Consider the following 16,944-nt stretch of genomic DNA (forward strand, 5'->3'; position numbering starts at 1 on the left):
GCCCCCAACAGCCCAGAAAGGAAGACGATGTCCGGAACCCTCGTGCTCGTGCGTCATGGCCAGAGTGATTGGAACCTGAAGAACCTCTTTACCGGCTGGCGGGACGTGGACCTGACAGAAAAGGGCCATGCCGAGGCCAAGGCCGCCGGCGAGAAGCTGAAGGCAAGGGGACTGAAATTCGACATCGCCTTCACCTCGGCGCTGATCCGGGCCCAGAAGACCTGCCAGCACATTCTCGACGCGGTCGGCCAGAGCAATCTGAAGACGGTCAAGAACCTGGCGCTCAACGAGCGCGACTATGGCGACCTCTCGGGCCTCAACAAGGACGACGCGCGGGCGAAATGGGGCGAGGAGCAGGTGCATGTCTGGCGCCGCTCCTACGACGTCCCGCCCCCCAATGGCGAGAGCCTGAAGGACACGGGCGCACGCGTGTGGCCCTATTATCTGCATGATATGCAGCCGCATGTGCTGCGCGGCGAGACCGTGCTCGTGGCCGCCCACGGCAATTCGCTGCGCGCCCTGATCATGGCGCTCGACGGGCTCACCGGCGAGGAGATCGTCAAGCTCGAGCTCGGCACCGGCGTGCCCGTGGTCTACCGGCTGAATGCCGATTCGACCGTGGCCTCGAAAGAGGTGCTCGGCTGATTTCCGGGCGCGCCGCGCATCCACACCGGCGCGCCGCTAACGCCTTGAATCTACGCATCGCCTGGAATCGCGCCTGATTTCCAGGCGATGCGGCAAGGCCCTGACCCAAGGGAAAGGGGCACCGGTTGAAAACGGCAAAAAGCGCGTTGACACCGGAAGCCCGGCCGCTTAGATGAGCGGCGCACCTGCCCAGGTGGCGGAATTGGTAGACGCGCACGGTTCAGGTCCGTGTGCCGCAAGGCGTGGAGGTTCGAGTCCTCTCCTGGGCACCATTTTCCATATCTCACGCGAGTTCGCTCCGATGGGGCGGCCTGACCGGCCGACGGGCTGTCGCCCTTGCGAACCCTTCGGGCTCGAACTCTCCGCTAAGGCGCACCATTTCTCCGACACTTAATATCGGCATAAAGCCTTGGGCGTCCAAGGCTTTATTCGTTTTCATGTCGTAAGCACACGAGTTGTCCGGGTTAGGTAGCAGACGAGTTGTCCGGTTTTATCTCCAGCGACAGGGAGGCTGGGGATGGGACGGACAGCGTGGCTACAGGAGCGCCGGATGCAGAAGTTCCGGGACGTATTGAGCCGCTGGGAGCGCGGTGCGTTGTCGATGCTGGAGGCGGGGGAGTTGCTGGGCATGTCGGAGCGGCAGTTCCGGCGCTACCGGGATCGCTATGCGGAAGAAGGCCTGGAGGGGCTGCGTGACCGGCGGCTGGGCAAGGCGTCGGGGAAGCGGGTGCCGGCGGAGGAGCGGCAGCGGATGCTGGAGCTTTACGCGACGTTCTATGGCGGCTGGAACGTGAGGCATTTCCACGAGCACCTGAAGGAGCGGCACGGCTTCCGGTGGGGTTACACGTGGACGAAGACGCAGTTGCATGCGGCGGGGCTGGTGGAACGGGCGAAGCGGCGCGGCGCGCACCGCCGCAAGCGGCCGCGCAAGCCCTGCGAGGGGATGATGCTGCATCAGGACGGCAGCCGCTTCGCCTGGCTGGACGGCCAGCCGATGCTGGACCTGATCGTCACCCTGGACGATGCGACGAGCACGATCTATTCGGCCTTCCTGGTCGAGGAGGAAGGCACCGCGTCGAGCTTTCGCGGGCTGATGGAGACGTTCACGGCCAAGGGCTTGTGCTGCAGCCTCTACACCGACCGCGGCAGCCACTACTTCCACACGCCCAAGGCCGGCGAGAAGGTCGACAAGGAGCGGCTGACGCAGGTCGGCCGGGCGCTGGCGCGGCTCGGCATCGAGCACATCCCGGCCTATTCGCCGGAGGCGCGGGGCCGCTCGGAGCGGATGTTCGGCACCTTGCAGGGCCGTCTGCCCAAGGAGCTGACGCTGGCCGGGATCACCGACATCGAGGCCGCCAACCGGTTCCTCGCCGCGGTCTATGTGCCGGCCCACAACGCCCGCTTCGCCCGGCCGCCGGAGCTCGCCGACAGCGCCTTCGTCGCCGCCGATGCTTCGCAATTGGCCGAGATCCTGTGCGTGGAGGAGGCGCGCGTGGTCGGCCGCGACAACACGGTCGGGTGGGGCGGGCTGCGGCTGCAGCTGCCCGACAGCCGCGTGCGCCACCACTACGTCAGGGCCGCCGTCAAGGTTCGGCAGTATCCGGACGGCCGGCTCGCCATCTTCCACGGACCGCGCTGCATCGGCCGTTATGATGCACAAGGCCGGGAGATCGGCGAGCCGATTGCACCCATGCTGCCCCCGTGCTCGACGCCGTCAAGGCGTGGCCTGGAAACGCCGCGGCCGACACCGCCGTCAGCGCGGCGGCCAGCCTTGACCGCGTCTCGACACGGGGTCGGCGCCGCACCGGACAGGGCACCCACGGCCATCAGCGCCGAACCCGGCCTGCCCTGATCCGCCAACCCGGCCCCGGGTGTCCGTCCGCTTTCACCCGGATCCGCCGTCAACCCAAAGCGGACAAGTGACGTGCTACAAAAACCGGACAACTTGAAAAGCTACCGACAGGCTTTATTCGTTTTCAGGGCGCGGTTGCGCCTACGGGTAACAGTTCCCTCTAGAAGACATCGGCGGTCGCGCTCCGTCGCTTGAATAGGTGCATGAAAGGGCCGTGCCTGCGCGTCATGCCAAGTCATCCACGCCGATGTCGAGCGCAGCGGCGACTTTTTTGATCGTCTCAAAGCTGCCGTCGCGAGCCCCGCTTTCGATCTGAGATAGATAGGCAGCGCTGATCTCGGCCTTCTCGGCAAGTTCACGGGCCGAAAGCTTGCGATATTCGCGCCAAACGCGGACCTTGTTCTCGCCGTCGATGATCCGATCGGCAACATCGGAAGGAACAAGCTCTTCCTCGCCACGCGCCAGGCGCCCGCGGAAGGTCTCGACCGCCCGAATATCCTCCTGGTCCTCGGCAGCCTCCTGCAAGGCAATGAATTCCTCCTCGGGAATGATGACCATCCGGTCACCATTGGGGGTGGTAATGATCTGTGCTCCCATCGCTAACTCCTATTCGTAGACGCCGCCACGCGGCGCGACCTTCATGATGGCGATAACCTCGCTTGTTTCCGAAAAGATCACCCGCCAGTCGCCGACCCTCATCCGGCGGATTTCATTTCCCGCGCCTGCCATGATGACAACGTTGTTGGCGAGGCTCGCCGGGTTTGCCGCATATTGGTTGATCTTGTCTCGGATGCGCTTGGCCGTGTCGGCCGGCATCCGGCCTAGGGACTTGATGGCGTCGCGGCTATAGGTGATCTGCTTCATGACCATATCATAGCTATCAGTTAACTATTTGTAAGACATGATTTGCGTGTAGCAAAGCACACGCCCTCCCAACTACGTGCAGGAGGCCGAGCGGCACCAGACGATCCTGTAGGGCAATGTCAGGCCAGCCTGAGTACCAACTGCCGCGTCGAGCGCAAGGAGCCACATCGCCCTCACCCAGGCGACTTCATCCTGTAGACACGCGCATCAGAAAATCAGGGTTGCAGATATCGGGCCTGCGCGCATGGATAGAGCGACGGCACCTTTTGGCGCCGCCGGCAGCAGCCACGGTTCCATCATCAATTGTAACCGTTTGTTAAGAACTGCTCTTGGCAACCGTCGGTCCGCGACGGCGGAACCGAAGACGGAACGTTCCCGGCCGCAACCAGGACGAGGCCCAACAGGCGCCATTACACTTGGCGTTGCCTGCGGGCAATTTACCATGCGAAGAATAGAATCACTCGAATAAGTAACTCGTAGTATACGTTCGCAAGCCTTTGACCTCGACCAGCAGAGGCATCGTTCGCCAGAATCCGCACGCTGCAATACTGACGACCTGACGTACTGTTACCAGGCGATTCCATTCGTGTTGCTTCGCCACTTTCTGGCCGGATTCAAGCCGCATTTGCTGCCTCAATTCGTTTCTACCGCTCCGGACAGTTAACCAACGGAGCGACGACACACCATGTCGAAAACCTTTGCCGCGGTCGCCGGCGCAACGCTGGCGACCGGAGTGTTTTTTGTTGCCTCGACCATGCCAGCTTCCGCCCAGTGCGGCCGCGCCTCGTGGTATGCGCTGACTTCCAAGACCGCGTCGGGCGAACGCATGAACCCCTCCGCCATGACGGCCGCGCATCGCAGCCTGCCCTTCGGCACCAAGCTGAAGGTGACCAATAAGCGCAACGGCAAGAGCGTGGTCGTGCGGGTGAACGACAGGGGGCCCTTCATCAAGGGCCGCGTTCTCGATCTTTCCAAGGGCGCCGCCGGCAAGCTGGGGTTCATCGGCGCCGGCCATACGGCGGTCTGCATGGAGCGCATCTGACGTCGCTTCCGCGCCGCGATCGAGGTCGCGTGGATGTAGTGTCCCGGCTTTTGCTGGCCTCTCATCGCGCCACAGCCACGACAAATTCGCTTCGCGAACCGGCTGCTCACCCCCGTGAAGGACGGGGAGAAGACAGACGGCCGCAGCCGCCCGCCCAATCTGCAAGGAGTGCCCTTGATATCAAGCCGTGAGGCGGGCCGCAGCCGTGGTGGCCATGGCTTCGGGCAGGCTCATGCCCCATTCGCGCCGGCAATAGGCGCGGAAATCGAAACAGGGCAGGCCCGGGCAGACTTCGAACTCGATAAGATGGACCGTGTCGTCGGCCTCGACCCTGAAGTCGATTGAGAAGACGTCGCGCAGGCCGAGACCCGCCATCAGCCTGGCGGCTATCCCGCGGATTGCCTGGTCGGCTGCGGGCTGGAGGTCGGCCACGGGAACGAGCTGTGGTTCGACACAAAGCCCATCCGCCTTCGCGACCGCGCCCGTTCCGCCATAGAGCGCCATGCTGTCGGCCATGGTCTGGAAGTCGCCGCCGGAATCGACGAAATAGACGCCGAGCGCCTCCGGCCCGGCATCCGGCCTTACGGCCAGGAAACTCGCCCGCACATTGCGGCCCGTGACATAGGGCTGGACGACGACATCGTCCCGGTAGGCCGAGAACACGCGGCGGCTGAGATCGAGCGCCCGGGCCTTGGACCGGGCTTGCGAATCCTCCCAGATGCCGATCTTTGAGCCGAGCCGGTTCGGCTTCACGAAATAACCCTGCGCGGCCTCGGGCGGCGGCACGATCCAGGTTCCGTCGCGGGCAAGCCCCGCCGCCGGCACCGGCAGGCCGAGCGCCTTCAGCACCGCGCCCGAGCGGAACTTGTCCTGGCAGAGCGCGAACAGCGTGTCGTCCGAGCCGATCGTCGGCAGGCCCTGGAGCCGGGCGAGAACCGGGCCCGCGCCGCCGCGGAAATAGGCGATGCCGTCGGTGAGCGTCCAGACCAGCCTTCGGCGATCCGCGTGAGGCTCGGCCAGGACGGCGGCGGCATGGTCGAGTTCGACCGGGCTGAAGGCGATGCCGCGGCGGGCGCAGGCCCCGGCGAGGTCTTCGAACTCCAGCGCAAGGTCGGTCGACTGGGCGAGATAGGAGCTGATCTCCGTGGCGCGATCCGGCTCGAAGCCCATGGCTGCCAATCGGGTCCGGCACGCCTCCTCCGGTTCGTGGATCAGGACGAGTTCGGGCACGGCCACTGCGATCCCCCGGACCTACAAAAGCACTGGCGGCTCGAAACGCCCCTTCACCGGAATGTCCAGCAGGAAAGTCTTGCCGGCATGCGGATCCGCCGCCCGCGCGGCCTCGTCCATGCCTTCCCATGCCGAGGTGACGACAAGGCGATCGGCCCGCGGCCCGACAAAGGCCGGACAGGAGCTCTGCCTGGCCGGAACGGCGACGGTGCGGATCAGCGCGCCGTCAGGCGAATAGGCATCGACAGCGCCGGCGCCCCAGCGCGCGTTCCACACCACACCCTCGGTGTCGACCACCGCACCGTCGGGCCCACCTTCCCTGCCACGGCAATCGGCGAAGATCTTCGGCTCGCCCCGCGGCAGCCCAGTCTCGGGATCGCAGTCGACGCGGAACAGCACGCCCTTCACCGTGCCGGTGAAATAGGCGGTTCGCCCGTCGGGCGCGAAACATATGGCGTTGGGGATCGTCACGTCGGAGACGATCTTCCTTAGTTCGCCCTTGCGGAACCAGTAGATGGCGCCGGCCCGAGGTTCCGCCTTCTTGCCCATGGTGCCGATCCAGAAGGTGCCGGACGGATGGGTGCGCGCGTCGTTCGACCGCGTGCCGGCATTGTCGGCTTCGAGCGGCGTGTGGAGCATCAGCGCGCCCGACTTGCGGTCGCGGAGATAGAGGCCGGTTTCGGTGACGAGGAGTTGGCGCCCGCCATCGACGCCGGCGACGGCGCTCGCCAGCTCGGGCAGGTCGTGGACCCGCTCGGCGCCGTCGGAGACCGGCTTTTCGAGCAGCTTGCGGCCGAGAATGTCGAACCAGAACAGGCTGTCCGTGGCGGGGTCGTAGCTCGGTCCCTCGCCCAGATGGCAGACGGTCTCCGAGAAGATGGAAGCGCTCATGGCCGGCCGTCCCCGAAGATCTCGTCCCACGCCGTAACAGCCGCGTCCGCGCGGGCACGCACAGTTTCGACATTCATATCCGGCGCGAACAGGCTGGAGCCGAGGCCGAAGGTCCTCACCCCGACCGCGGCATAGTCGGCGAAATCCGTCTCGGAGACGCCGCCGACCGCGCCGACCACCGTGTCGGAAGGCAGCACAGCCCGGATCGCCGCAATGCCCTTCGGGCCAAGCGCCGCAGCCGGAAAGAATTTCAGCGCCGATGCGCCGAGCCGCAAGGCGAGCAATGCCTCGGTCGGCGTGAAGACGCCCGGCATCGTGACCATACCGTGATGGCCGGCCCGCTCCATCACCGCCACGTCGATGTTGGGGCTGACCAGCAGGCGTCCGCCGACGGCATGGAGCCGGTCGACCTGGTCCGCCTCCAGCACCGTGCCCGCGCCGACCAGGGTGGAGCCGGGCAGGGCCAACACGAGATTTTCGATGGACGTGAAGGGATCGGGCGAGTTGAGCGGCACCTCGATCGCCTCGATGCCGGCCTCGAACACCGCCCGGCCGACCGCGACGGCCATTTCGGGCCGCACGCCGCGCAGGATCGCCACGAGGCTGCGGCGAAGCGGAGGGAACGACGCGGTCATTACAGGAAACCTCCATCGACGATCAGCGTCTGGGCCGTCAGCATGCGCGATGCGTCCGAGGCCAGGAACAGGCAAGGCCCCACGACATCTTCGGGTTTCATGACCTCGTTGAGGCATTGCTTGGCGACATGGGCCGCAAGGGTTTCATCCGTCACCCAGAGCTTCTGCTGGCGCTCGGTGATCACCCAGCCCGGCGCGATCGCGTTGACGCGGATGCCGTCCTTGCCGAGCCGCCCGGCCAGCCCCTTGGTGAGGCCGATGATGCCCGCCTTGGCGGCGGTGTAGGACGGCATATCAGGGTGATTGATGAGGAAGGAGGTCGAGGTGAAATTGATGATGGAGCCCCTGCCGGCCGCCTTCATGCCCGGGGCGACCGCCTGGGCGGTGAAGAAATGCGGGCGCAGGTTGATCGACTGGTTGGCGTCCCAGAACTCGACGGTGACGTCTTCGATCGCATGGCGGTCGTCGAGCGCCGCATTGTTGACCAGCACGGTGACCGGGCCGTGCGCCTCGGCCGCCCGGGCGACGGCGGCGCGCAGCGCCTCGACGTCACGCAGGTCGGCCTTCAGGAACAAAGGACGCCGACCCGTTTCCCGTTCGATCCGGTCGCAGAGCGAAACGCTCGCGGCTTCCGCGATGTCGATGAAGGCGACCTTCGAGCCCTGCCGGACAAAACCTTCCGTCAGCGCCGCGCCGATGCCTGTAGCGCCGCCGGTAATCAGCACCGAAGCGCCGTCGAGATCGGGGAACCTCGCCGAAGGCATCATCGTGGCCGCTCCTTCCATTCCCCTCGGGTCGCGTGAGGACAGCGCGGTTTGTCCGCCATGACGGCACCTGCGTCAACAGCCAGCCAGGAGAAAGGGCTGGACATGCCGCCCTGGGCCGGGGGGTCACACGGGCTCGGCCGGCACGGTCCCCAGGATGTTCCTGCGCAGATAGGTCAGCGTGTCGTCCCTGTCGGCCGGCTTCCCGAACAGATAACCCTGGCCGCCGGCGCAGCCGAAGGCGATCAGCCTTTGCGCCTGCGCCTCCTCTTCTATGCCTTCGGCCACCACATCCATGCCGAGGCCCTCGCACATGGCCAGGATGGCTCGGATGATGTGCTCGGAAGGACGGTCCTGGAGGATCGACGACACGAAGCTGCGATCGATCTTGAGCTTGTCGAAATGGAATTCGCGCAGGCGTCCGAGCGACGACTGGCCGGTGCCGAAATCGTCGAGGGACACCCGGATGCCGCAGCGCCTGAGGTCGCTGACGATCTTTTCGGCGGAAGCCGGGTCGCTCATCAGGCCGGTCTCGGTGATCTCGATCTCGAGCCGGCGCGGGTCGAAACCCGTGCGATCGAGGATCGACAATATATGCAGTCCGGTGTTCTGGTCGACGAGTTGGGACGGCGACAGATTGAAGGAAAGGAACAGGTCCGAAGGCCAGTTGCGCGCCGCTTCCGTCGCCTTGCGCAGGACGAGTTGAGACAGCGGCCCGATGATGCCGCGCTCCTCGGCGATGGGGATGAAGACGACGGGCGAGACCTGGCCGAGGTCGCGATCGCTCCAGCGCGCCAGTGTCTCGAAACCGACGGTGCGGCGGGTCTTCAGGTCGACGATCGGCTGGAAATAGGGCTCGACCTCGCCGGCCGAAACCGCGCGGCGCAGGGCCTGCTCGATGCGCGTGACGCGCTTGGCCGCCTCCTCCATCTCGCGCGTATAGACCATGACGCGGCCGCGGCCCGAGCGCTTGGCGTGATAGAGCGCCGTCTCGGCCTTGTGCAGCAGAAGCTCGGTCGTCTCGTCGCCGGAATGGAACAGCGAGCAGCCGACCGAGGCCGACAGCCGCGCGGTGCGCTCGCCCACATCATAAGGCGCGGACAGGATCTCGATCAGCATGCGCGCCTTCTCGCCGGCAGCCTCTTCGCTGAATACCAGCGGATAGAGGAAGGCGAATTCGTCGGCGCCGACGCGGGTCACCACAGACGAGCCGTCCATCGCCGCGCGCAGGCGCATGGCGACCTGGAGCAGGATGTCGTCGCCGGCCCGATGCCCGAACAGGTCGTTGATCGGCTTGAAGCCGTCGAGATCGAGGATGCCGATGGCGAAGGGTGCGGGATCGTCGGCACGATCGCTGATGAGGCGGTCGACCTTGTCGATGAAACGCCGGTGATTGCCCAGGCCAGTCAGCGGATCGGTGAAAGCGAGATCGGCATTGTCTCTCCCGAGCTGACCGGCGCCATACAGCGCATACATCGGACCCCCTCATCATTATCGATTCTTTTCCGCCAGTATGGAGCCAAACTGTTTAGGAAAAGTATCGCCGGGGCATCCGGCGGACCGGGCGTCAGCGCGCCGGGCGCGGCAGCACACGATAGATGCGCAGCGGGGGCTCGTCTCCTGGCGCGACAGGCTCGAGCCAGGGCGGCAGGTCGTCCCTCAGCAGCGAAGCGATGAAACCCGTCGGCGCCTTTTCGGCCAGCCCTGCCGTTTCATCGTCGCCGGGGCAGAGCACGACATAGGCAAGACCCTGTTCGCGGACCAGGGCCTCGGCGCCGTCCGCCGTCCCGGTGAAGGCGGAAAGGGTCACGAGATTCGCCTCGACATTGCGGTGATAAAGACCGGCGAGCACCCGGTGCGGCGTGTAGCGCAGGATCGGCGCGCCGAGATTGGCGACCGACAGGACGCCGCCGGGCGGCAGCGCCGCCAACATGTCGTAGTCCTTCCCGGCCCGGCATTTGCGCGCCTTTTCTGCCGACGCCGCGGCTTCGCCCGAGAACGGCGGAACGAGGGATACGAGCACCGCAGCCATCGTCCAGGCCACGTTCAGCGAGATGAGCCAGGCCGCGGCCATGCGCAGGGCGTCGGTGGCCTTTCCTGTGTGCGACGCTCGCCGTCGCCACGAGCCGACCCAGGCGGCGAGAGGGATGGCCGCGAAGGGGACGGAGAACATGGCCCCCCTCACCTGCCAGATGCTCACCAGCACGGCCGTGAGCAGGAGGAGACCGATGAGCATCGGACCGCGCCTCATGCCCCGACGCGCCAGGTCGAGGGCCACCACGGCCAGAGCCAGCATCGGGGTGACGTAATGATTGACCGCCTTCCCGGGTTGGTCCCGGATCAGTGTCCACAATGGCTGAGCCTCGCTGATCATGCTCATCCAATAGGCCTCGAGATCGGGATCGAGGCCGGCATAGGGACTGCCCAGGCATTGCGGAAAGAAGACCACCACGACCGCCGCGACCACTGCCGCAAGGGCGAGCAGCGCGGCGGCACGGCGGACCCGCCCGCCGGTGAAGGCGGCGGCCGCGGCAAGCCCGGCTCCCGACAGTGCGGCGATGGCGAGATGGGCGATCGACAGAGCGTCGCAACGGACCGCGCCCCAGGCCCCCGGCGAGACGGTTCCGACGAAGGCGGCGGCGCAGACGGCGGCGAAGGCGAGGCCGAAACCGATCGCCGACCTTCGTTCGCTTTCGCCTCCGAGGATCGCTCCTGCGCCCAGGAAAACCCCGGCCGCCACAAGGTAGGGCATCGTCTCCATGCCCACGGCGACCATGAGCGCGGCGCAGGCGCCTGCCGCCGCTCCGCCACGTTCATCGGCGCCGAGCAACGCGGCGATCATGCCGAGCGAAAGCACGATCTGCACATTGTGGTGGTCGATCGCGCCGGGCGCGAACAGTCCGCCGAAATGGAGCGCGGCGGCCCCAAGCACGAGGGCCGGCAGCATCGCCTCGTCGCCGCCGACCGCACGGGCGCAGCGCAGGATCAGGAACACGGCCACCGTGAACAAAAGCAGCGGCCACAGGACCAGTGCCGCGGTCTCGCCGGCGGCCGTGCTGCCGGTCAGGGCGCCGACGACAACGATCGCGGCGACCGGGACGTCGACGAGACGCGACCAGTGCATCTCGAAGCCGCCCGCCAGGCCCATCCGGTACTGGTGCAGGTCGAACCAGCTCTGACCGGCGACGAGGTCGCGGACCTGGACCAGGCGCAGCAGGCTGTCATTGTCGCCTCCGGCGTCCGACAGGGTCGGCAGCCCGGAAACGGCCGATACCAGAAGAACGACGAAGCCGGCCACGAGCGCGGCCCCCATGTCGGTCCTCCAGGGCGCGGCCCGGACGGATCCGGCCCTGCCCATGATCGCGTCGCTCGCCATGTTCGCCGGCAACCCCAACCCTTTTCCCGAGGCCTAAACCTAGCCTTAACGGCTTCAATAAATAGTAAAGCGGCGGCAGCGGCAGATTGCGGGGAAACGTTGCCGGCCGCCAATCGGAGAGCAGCATGCTTCATTCGGCCCAGGACGAGCTTGCCATTGCCGTGCTCATTCCATGCTGCAACGAGGAACGCACCATCGGCGACGTCGTCCGGCGCTTCCGCGAGGCACTGCCGGCTGCAACGGTCTATGTCTACGACAACAACTCGCGCGACCTGAGCGCCCTGGCGGCACGCGCCGCCGGCGCAGTCGTGGTGCGCGAACCGCGCCAGGGCAAGGGCCATGTCGTGCGACGCATGTTCGCCGACGTCGAGGCCGATATCTATCTGATGGCGGATGGCGACGGCACCTATGCGCCGGAGGACGCGCCGCAACTCGTCAACACGCTGCTCACGGAACGCTCCGACATGGTGGTGGGAACGCGGCGCGGGGTGACGGCCGATGCCGGCCGCGCCGGCCACGCCATCGGCAACCGGCTGTTCAACGGGCTCTACAAGCAGCTCTTCGGCCGCGACTTCAGCGACATATTCTCCGGCTATCGGGCATTCACCCGGCGTTTCGTGAAGAGCTTCCCGGCGGTATCCGGCGGTTTCGAGATCGAAACCGAGATGTCGGTCCATGCCTCGCAGCTCAAGCTGCCGGTGAGCGAGATCGCGCTCGACTACGGCCGCCGCGCCGAAGGTTCGGCCTCCAAGCTCTCGACCTGGAAGGACGGCGCCAGGATACTCTGGATGTTCGCGATGCTCTTGAAGGAGACGCAGCCGCTGCGCTTCTTCGGCGCGTTCGCGGCCATGTTCCTCGTGGCCGGCGTGTCGTTGGCGATGCCGGTGCTGGTCGAATATGCCGAAACCGGGCTGGTGCCCCGACTGCCCACCTGGGTGCTCTCGATGGCGCTGGTGGTCTTGTCCATGCTGATGGCGGTGACCGGTCTCATCCTGGATTCGGTGTCGCGCGCGCGGGCCGAGCAGAAACGCAGCTTCTATCTCGCCATACCGCGCCTGCGCGCGGGCACGGCGCGGGAAGGGCGCCACATCGAACGACGCCGGGCAGCTTGACGACCGCGAAGAGGGAAAACGATCTTGAACCGGGAAACCACCAATCGGCTACGCTTCGTGATCGAGGACGTGCTGCCGCCCGTCCTGCGCGATTCCGCGCTGTTCCGCTCCGTCGCCAAGCTCGCCTGGGGCGAGCACATCACGCGCCTGGCGGCATTCCGCGAAAGGGCGCCGTTCCTGACATCGGCCGAATATGAGGCGCTCTATCGCGACCATCCGCGCGTGCATGCCGGGACGGACAATTCCGAGGCATGCGTCCGGCGGATCATGACGGAGCTCAGCGGAGACAGCGTCTGCGACGTCGGCTGTGGCACCGGCGTCCTGCTGGCGCGCATTCGCGACGCGCGTCAGGGCAAGGGGCAATTCACCGGCGTGGACTTCGTCATCGACGACGCAGCCGCGCTTCCCGGCATCGGCTATGTCGCAGCCAGGATCGAAAGCCTGCCTTTCGAGGATGCGGCCTTCGACACCGTCGTCTGCACCCATGTGATCGAGCATGTGCTGGACTACAGGCGGGCGATCGCCGAGCTTCGCCGCATCGCACGCAGGCGCCTGATCATCGTGGTGCCGCGCGAGCGCGAATATCGCTACAGCTTCAATCCGCATTTCAACTTCTTTCCCTATGCGCATTCTTTCCTGCGCGCGATGCATCCGGTCCCGGAGGGCCATGTCTGCATCGATATCGGCCGGGACATTTTCTATCGCGAGGATCGGCCGGGAGCCTGACGAGGTGAATGCGTTGCCGCTTCCGGTGCTGGCCGGACTGGTGCTGACGCCGCTTCTGATTTCGGCGGGGCAGATCCTGTTCAAGCTGACGAGCGGCCGGGCCGCGGCGGGCGGCCTGTTCGCCATCCTTCTCGATCCCTATCTGCTTGCCGCCTTTGCGATCTACGGCTTCGGCACGATCGTCTGGGTGCATGTGCTGAAATCGGTGCCCCTGACCGTCGCCTATCCCTTCATGGCGCTCACCTTCTGCGCCGTGCCCCTGCTCGCCTGGGCGCTGCTCGGCGAAACGCTGAGCCTGCGCTACATGATCGGCACCGCCCTGATCATCGCCGGCCTCCTCGTCGTCAACGGCTGACGCGGCGGAGCCATCCGGGAGCCCCGGCTCGTTCCCCTGCTTGACAGCTCAGGGGCGCAGGCGTCATGTGCCGCCGCGACGCCGGGGCATCCGCTCCGGCCACAGGAAAGCCGGAGCCGATCCATGCCGCTCAGTATCGCCATCCAGATGGACCATGTGTCGACGATCAGCATCGCCGGCGATACCAGCTTCGCGCTCGCGCTGGAGGCGCAGCGGCGCGGCCACAGGCTCTATCACTACACGCCCGACCGGCTCACGATGCGCGACGGCAAGGTGATCGCGCGGATCGAGGAACTCGGCGTGCGCGACGTGAAGGGCGACCATTTCACGCTGGGCGAGCCCGTGCGCACCGATCTGAGCGAAATGGATGTGATCCTGCTCCGGCAGGACCCGCCATTCGACATGAACTACATCACCACGACCCACATATTGGAGCGGATCCATCCCGAGACGCTGGTCGTCAACGACCCGGCCTGGGTGCGCAACAGCCCCGAGAAGATCTTCGTCACCGAGTTTCCGGAACTGATGCCGGAGACGCTGATCACCAAGGATCCGCGCGAGGTCGACGCCTTCCGCAGGGACTATGGCGACATCATCGTCAAGCCGCTCTACGGCAACGGCGGCGCCGGCATCTTCCATCTGCACGAGGCCGATCGCAACCTCGCCTCGCTGCTCGAGATGTTCGCGCAGATGTTTCGCGAGCCCTTCATCGTGCAGCGCTACCTCAAGGAGGTGCGGGCCGGCGACAAGCGCATCATCCTGATCGACGGCGAGCCGGTCGGTGCGATCAACCGCGTGCCGGCCGAACACGATTCGCGTTCCAACATGCATGTCGGCGGCCGCGCGGAGAAGACCGAGCTGACCGAGCGCGAGCGCGAGATCTGCGCCCGCATCGGCCCGTCGCTGAAGGAGCGCGGCTTCATCCTGGTCGGCATCGACGTGATCGGCGACTACATGACCGAGATCAACGTGACGTCGCCGACCGGGGTGCGCGAGATCCGGAAATTCGGCGGCGCCGATGTCGCCGCTTTGTTCTGGGACGCGGTCGAAGCCAAACGCTGAGAGCCCCCGGAGGCCCTGCTTCGATCCGGAAATGTTCCCCCTCCTTCGGGGTGGGACATCAACCGTTTGATGTATATGTTCTTCTAATGTTCTTGCTTTATCCTGCAATCTATGCTTGTTTCTAATAAAAGGCCCATGTCGGGCTGATCGTTCGGCTTCCGGCCGGAAACAGAGCGGGAAAGCATGGTTTCACGGGTGAAGCAGTGCCCGTGCAGGTGATGGTCGTCCGGGGAAAGATGAGCATCCATATCATCGGCCTCGCGGACAAGGCGGTCGCCGAAAGCCCGGAACGCGTGCAGGCGGCGCTGCATGCCTCCGGCCTGTCGATGCCGGCCAGGAAGGTCACCGTCAATCCGACGCCGGCCGGCCAGCGCAAGCAGACCGATGTGGCACTTCATACTGACGGCCGGCCGCCGCCCCTCCGACCAGTCGGGCAGTGGCTTGGTCGACCGGCAGATGTTCCTCAAATGTTCTTGCTTCTTCCTGCAATCTATGCTTGCTTCCAATACAGGGCCCTTGTCGGGCCGATCCCTTCGGCTTCCGGCCGGGGGCAGAGGGGCAAACATGGTTTCACGCGTACGAACGGTTGCATTCCAGGGCATCGAAGCGCTGCCCGTGGACGTGCAGGTGATGATCGCCCCGGGCAAGATGAACATCCATATCGTCGGCCTTCCTGACAAGGCGGTCGCCGAAAGCCGGGAACGCGTGCAGGCGGCGCTGCATGCCTCCGGCCTGTCGATGCCGGCCAAGAAGGTCACCGTCAATCTGGCGCCGGCAGACCTGCCCAAGGAGGGCAGCCACTACGACCTGCCGATCGCGCTCGGCCTTATGGCCGCGCTCGGCGCGGTACCGGGCGACGCCCTGGCGGACTATCTCGTGCTCGGCGAGCTGTCGCTCGACGGAACGATCGCGCCCGTCAACGGAGCGCTGCCCGCGGCCATCGGCGCCAACGCCCAGGGCAAGGGGCTGATCTGCCCCGCCGCGTCCGGCGCCGAAGCCGCCTGGGCCGGCGCCGAGATCGACATATTGGCGCCGCGCAGCCTGATCGCCATAGCCAACCATTTCCGCGGCACCCAGGTGCTCGCCCGGCCGGAGCCGAGCGTGCAGGCCGCCGCCGGCGACCTGCCCGACCTCGCCGACATCAAGGGCCAGGAGAGCGCCAAACGGGCGCTCGAAGTGGCAGCGGCCGGATCCCACAATCTGCTCATGGTCGGGCCGCCCGGCTCGGGCAAGTCGATGCTGGCGCAGCGGCTGGCCTCGATCCTGCCGCCGCTCGCTCCGAAGGAACTGCTCGAAGTCTCCATGATCGCCTCCATCGCCGGCGAGATCGCGGGCGGCAAGCTGACGGACCGCCGGCCGTTCCGCGCGCCGCATCACTCGGCCTCGATGGCGGCCATGGTGGGCGGCGGCGTCAGGGCGAGGCCGGGCGAGGTCTCGCTCTCGCATCACGGCGTGCTGTTTCTCGACGAGCTGCCGGAGTTTTCGCCGGCCGTGCTCGATTCGCTCCGTCAGCCGCTCGAGGCCGGCGAATGCATGATCGCGCGGGCCAATCACCGCGTCACCTATCCGGCGCGCATCCAGCTCGTCGCCGCCATGAATCCGTGCCGCTGCGGCATGGCCGGCGAACCCGGCTACCGTTGCGCCCGGGGTCCACGCTGCCAGAGCGACTACCAGGCGCGCATCTCCGGCCCGCTGCTCGACCGCATCGACCTCAGGATCGACGTGCCCGCGGTTTCGGCGAGCGACCTGATCCGGCCGGGGCGAGCCGAGCCGAGCGCGACGGTGGCCGAACGCGTCGCGCGGGCCCGGGCGATGCAGCGCGAACGTTTCGAGCGGCTCGGCCTGGGATCGACGCTCACCAACGCGCATTGCCCGACCGCATTCGTGGAGGAGATCGCCGCGCTCGACGCGGCGGGCCTTGCTCTGCTGCGCGACGCCAGCGAAAAGATGGGCTTTTCCGCCCGCGCCTATCATCGGGTGCTCAAAGTGGCGCGCACGCTTGCCGATCTCGACGGCACCGACAGCGTCGGGCGCCTGCATCTGGCCGAAGCGATCTCCTATCGCGTGATCGGCGACCGGATGGCCCAAGCTGCGTGAGGTGGGTATCGTCAGCGAGGGTCGACGTGATCTATACGAATCTCGACCACTTTCCTCGGGACACTCTCTCGGTCCTCTGTCGCATCATCCGGGGCGACGACGTCATAGCTGAAGTGCTTGTTGCGCAGCCGGCCGCGCTAACCGTGAAGCGTTGCGCTGAAGCGGCTGGACTCGAGGTCACGCGGTTAGCAAGCCATTCGCGGCGCCACCGAGATCATCGATTGGTCAAACCCATGCTCGGCGTGCAGGTCGATACAGCATCCATATGGGGTGGGTGGGTTCCTATGAAGCCG

The 16,944-nt window shown here is 66.2% G+C and carries 18 protein-coding genes and 1 tRNA gene; 10 read left to right on the forward strand and 9 right to left on the reverse strand.

The features are described from left to right. Positions 1-27: 27 nt before the first annotated feature. From JN280_RS05295 to JN280_RS05305, 3 genes are all read left to right on the forward strand, one after another. Entirely contained in the window at positions 28-645 is a 618-nt protein-coding gene (locus tag JN280_RS05295; protein WP_202310512.1) for a 2,3-bisphosphoglycerate-dependent phosphoglycerate mutase, read from the forward strand. Between the two features lie 187 nt (positions 646-832). Further along, a tRNA-Leu gene (locus JN280_RS05300) sits at positions 833-917 on the forward strand. Positions 918-1,195: 278 nt separating this feature from the next. Next, positions 1,196-2,497: an ISNCY family transposase gene (locus JN280_RS05305; protein WP_202310513.1), complete on the forward strand. Its 1,302-nt coding sequence runs from the start codon at positions 1,196-1,198 to the stop codon at positions 2,495-2,497. A 225-nt stretch (positions 2,498-2,722) separates the two neighbouring features. Here JN280_RS05305 and JN280_RS05310 read toward each other — a convergent pair whose 3' ends face one another. After that, positions 2,723-3,094: a helix-turn-helix domain-containing protein gene (locus tag JN280_RS05310; RefSeq protein ID WP_202310514.1), complete on the reverse strand. Its 372-nt coding sequence runs from the start codon at positions 3,092-3,094 to the stop codon at positions 2,723-2,725. A 9-nt stretch (positions 3,095-3,103) separates the two neighbouring features. Next, complete coding sequence (locus JN280_RS05315) at positions 3,104-3,361, reverse strand: type II toxin-antitoxin system RelE family toxin (protein ID WP_202310515.1); 258 nt, start codon at positions 3,359-3,361, stop codon at positions 3,104-3,106. Between the two features lie 685 nt (positions 3,362-4,046). On the opposite strand from JN280_RS05315, the gene JN280_RS05320 reads away from it, so the two are divergent. After that, positions 4,047-4,403, forward strand: a complete 357-nt coding sequence (locus JN280_RS05320) for a septal ring lytic transglycosylase RlpA family protein (RefSeq protein ID WP_202310517.1) — start codon at positions 4,047-4,049, stop codon at positions 4,401-4,403. Between the two features lie 180 nt (positions 4,404-4,583). Here the strand turns inward: JN280_RS05320 and JN280_RS05325 are convergent, their stop codons facing one another. The 6 genes from JN280_RS05325 to JN280_RS05350 all read right to left on the reverse strand — a co-directional run bounded on the left by JN280_RS05325 (position 4,584) and on the right by JN280_RS05350 (position 11,236). Then, positions 4,584-5,573 carry a D-alanine:D-lactate ligase-like protein gene (locus tag JN280_RS05325; protein ID WP_446720838.1) on the reverse strand — a complete coding sequence of 330 codons (990 nt, stop codon included), beginning with the start codon at positions 5,571-5,573 and terminating at the stop codon, positions 4,584-4,586. 81 nt (positions 5,574-5,654) lie between these two features. Further along, positions 5,655-6,524 (reverse strand): SMP-30/gluconolactonase/LRE family protein, encoded by an 870-nt coding sequence (locus JN280_RS05330; RefSeq protein ID WP_202310519.1) that lies wholly within the window; start codon positions 6,522-6,524, stop codon positions 5,655-5,657. Further along, positions 6,521-7,159, reverse strand: a complete 639-nt coding sequence (locus JN280_RS05335) for a 2-dehydro-3-deoxy-6-phosphogalactonate aldolase (protein WP_202310521.1) — start codon at positions 7,157-7,159, stop codon at positions 6,521-6,523. The genes JN280_RS05330 and JN280_RS05335 overlap by 4 nt, the downstream gene beginning before the upstream one ends. Continuing rightward, entirely contained in the window at positions 7,159-7,926 is a 768-nt protein-coding gene (locus tag JN280_RS05340) for an SDR family NAD(P)-dependent oxidoreductase (RefSeq protein ID WP_202310523.1), read from the reverse strand. Before JN280_RS05340 ends, JN280_RS05335 begins: the two co-directional genes overlap by 1 nt. A gap of 123 nt (positions 7,927-8,049) precedes the next feature. Beyond that, on the reverse strand, positions 8,050-9,399 hold the full coding sequence (locus JN280_RS05345; protein WP_202310525.1) for a putative bifunctional diguanylate cyclase/phosphodiesterase: 1,350 nt from the start codon (positions 9,397-9,399) through the stop codon (positions 8,050-8,052). A 91-nt stretch (positions 9,400-9,490) separates the two neighbouring features. Further along, complete coding sequence (locus JN280_RS05350) at positions 9,491-11,236, reverse strand: GtrA family protein (RefSeq protein ID WP_202310526.1); 1,746 nt, start codon at positions 11,234-11,236, stop codon at positions 9,491-9,493. Between the two features lie 188 nt (positions 11,237-11,424). Here JN280_RS05350 and JN280_RS05355 point away from each other — a divergent pair, with 188 nt between their 5' ends. The 4 genes from JN280_RS05355 to gshB all read left to right on the forward strand — a co-directional run bounded on the left by JN280_RS05355 (position 11,425) and on the right by gshB (position 14,554). After that, the gene (locus JN280_RS05355) at positions 11,425-12,411 is read left to right on the forward strand and encodes a glycosyltransferase (RefSeq protein WP_202310527.1); all 987 of its coding nucleotides are present in this window, start codon (positions 11,425-11,427) and stop codon (positions 12,409-12,411) included. Between the two features lie 24 nt (positions 12,412-12,435). Continuing rightward, positions 12,436-13,137, forward strand: a complete 702-nt coding sequence (locus JN280_RS05360) for a class I SAM-dependent methyltransferase (protein WP_202310528.1) — start codon at positions 12,436-12,438, stop codon at positions 13,135-13,137. A 4-nt stretch (positions 13,138-13,141) separates the two neighbouring features. Then, the gene (locus tag JN280_RS05365) at positions 13,142-13,492 is read left to right on the forward strand and encodes an EamA family transporter (protein ID WP_202310529.1); all 351 of its coding nucleotides are present in this window, start codon (positions 13,142-13,144) and stop codon (positions 13,490-13,492) included. Positions 13,493-13,615: 123 nt separating this feature from the next. After that, the gene (gshB, locus tag JN280_RS05370; protein WP_202310530.1) at positions 13,616-14,554 is read left to right on the forward strand and encodes a glutathione synthase; all 939 of its coding nucleotides are present in this window, start codon (positions 13,616-13,618) and stop codon (positions 14,552-14,554) included. Positions 14,555-14,637: 83 nt separating this feature from the next. Here gshB and JN280_RS40240 read toward each other — a convergent pair whose 3' ends face one another. Then, a complete protein-coding gene (locus JN280_RS40240; RefSeq protein WP_210387843.1) occupies positions 14,638-14,865 on the reverse strand; it encodes a hypothetical protein in 228 nt (75 codons plus the stop codon). On the opposite strand from JN280_RS40240, the gene JN280_RS40245 reads away from it, so the two are divergent. Both JN280_RS40245 and JN280_RS05380 read left to right on the forward strand, forming a co-directional pair. Continuing rightward, positions 14,791-15,231 carry a magnesium chelatase domain-containing protein gene (locus JN280_RS40245; protein ID WP_446720839.1) on the forward strand — a complete coding sequence of 147 codons (441 nt, stop codon included), beginning with the start codon at positions 14,791-14,793 and terminating at the stop codon, positions 15,229-15,231. The two genes, JN280_RS40240 and JN280_RS40245, sit on opposite strands and share 75 nt — an antisense overlap. Then, positions 15,119-16,651: a YifB family Mg chelatase-like AAA ATPase gene (locus JN280_RS05380; RefSeq protein ID WP_202310531.1), complete on the forward strand. Its 1,533-nt coding sequence runs from the start codon at positions 15,119-15,121 to the stop codon at positions 16,649-16,651. Before JN280_RS40245 ends, JN280_RS05380 begins: the two co-directional genes overlap by 113 nt. Positions 16,652-16,944 lie beyond the last annotated feature (293 nt).

The sequence above is a fragment of the Mesorhizobium sp. L-8-10 genome (assembly GCF_016756635.1).
Classification (GTDB): domain Bacteria; phylum Pseudomonadota; class Alphaproteobacteria; order Rhizobiales; family Rhizobiaceae.

Excerpts from the sequence above, each read along its gene's own strand:
- JN280_RS05295 (WP_202310512.1), top strand. The coding sequence starts at position 28 with ATGTCCGGAACCCTCGTGCTCGTGCGTCATGGCCAGAGTGATTGGAAC.
- JN280_RS05305 (WP_202310513.1), top strand. The coding sequence starts at position 1,196 with ATGCAGAAGTTCCGGGACGTATTGAGCCGCTGGGAGCGCGGTGCGTTG.
- JN280_RS05310 (WP_202310514.1), bottom strand. The coding sequence starts at position 3,094 with ATGGGAGCACAGATCATTACCACCCCCAATGGTGACCGGATGGTCATC.
- JN280_RS05315 (WP_202310515.1), bottom strand. The coding sequence starts at position 3,361 with ATGAAGCAGATCACCTATAGCCGCGACGCCATCAAGTCCCTAGGCCGG.
- JN280_RS05320 (WP_202310517.1), top strand. The coding sequence starts at position 4,047 with ATGTCGAAAACCTTTGCCGCGGTCGCCGGCGCAACGCTGGCGACCGGA.
- JN280_RS05325 (WP_446720838.1), bottom strand. The coding sequence starts at position 5,573 with ATGGGCTTCGAGCCGGATCGCGCCACGGAGATCAGCTCCTATCTCGCC.
- JN280_RS05330 (WP_202310519.1), bottom strand. The coding sequence starts at position 6,524 with ATGAGCGCTTCCATCTTCTCGGAGACCGTCTGCCATCTGGGCGAGGGA.
- JN280_RS05335 (WP_202310521.1), bottom strand. The coding sequence starts at position 7,159 with ATGACCGCGTCGTTCCCTCCGCTTCGCCGCAGCCTCGTGGCGATCCTG.
- JN280_RS05340 (WP_202310523.1), bottom strand. The coding sequence starts at position 7,926 with ATGATGCCTTCGGCGAGGTTCCCCGATCTCGACGGCGCTTCGGTGCTG.
- JN280_RS05345 (WP_202310525.1), bottom strand. The coding sequence starts at position 9,399 with ATGTATGCGCTGTATGGCGCCGGTCAGCTCGGGAGAGACAATGCCGAT.
- JN280_RS05350 (WP_202310526.1), bottom strand. The coding sequence starts at position 11,236 with ATGGGGGCCGCGCTCGTGGCCGGCTTCGTCGTTCTTCTGGTATCGGCC.
- JN280_RS05355 (WP_202310527.1), top strand. The coding sequence starts at position 11,425 with ATGCTTCATTCGGCCCAGGACGAGCTTGCCATTGCCGTGCTCATTCCA.
- gshB (WP_202310530.1), top strand. The coding sequence starts at position 13,616 with ATGCCGCTCAGTATCGCCATCCAGATGGACCATGTGTCGACGATCAGC.
- JN280_RS40245 (WP_446720839.1), top strand. The coding sequence starts at position 14,791 with ATGAGCATCCATATCATCGGCCTCGCGGACAAGGCGGTCGCCGAAAGC.
- JN280_RS40240 (WP_210387843.1), bottom strand. The coding sequence starts at position 14,865 with ATGCAGCGCCGCCTGCACGCGTTCCGGGCTTTCGGCGACCGCCTTGTC.
- JN280_RS05380 (WP_202310531.1), top strand. The coding sequence starts at position 15,119 with ATGGTTTCACGCGTACGAACGGTTGCATTCCAGGGCATCGAAGCGCTG.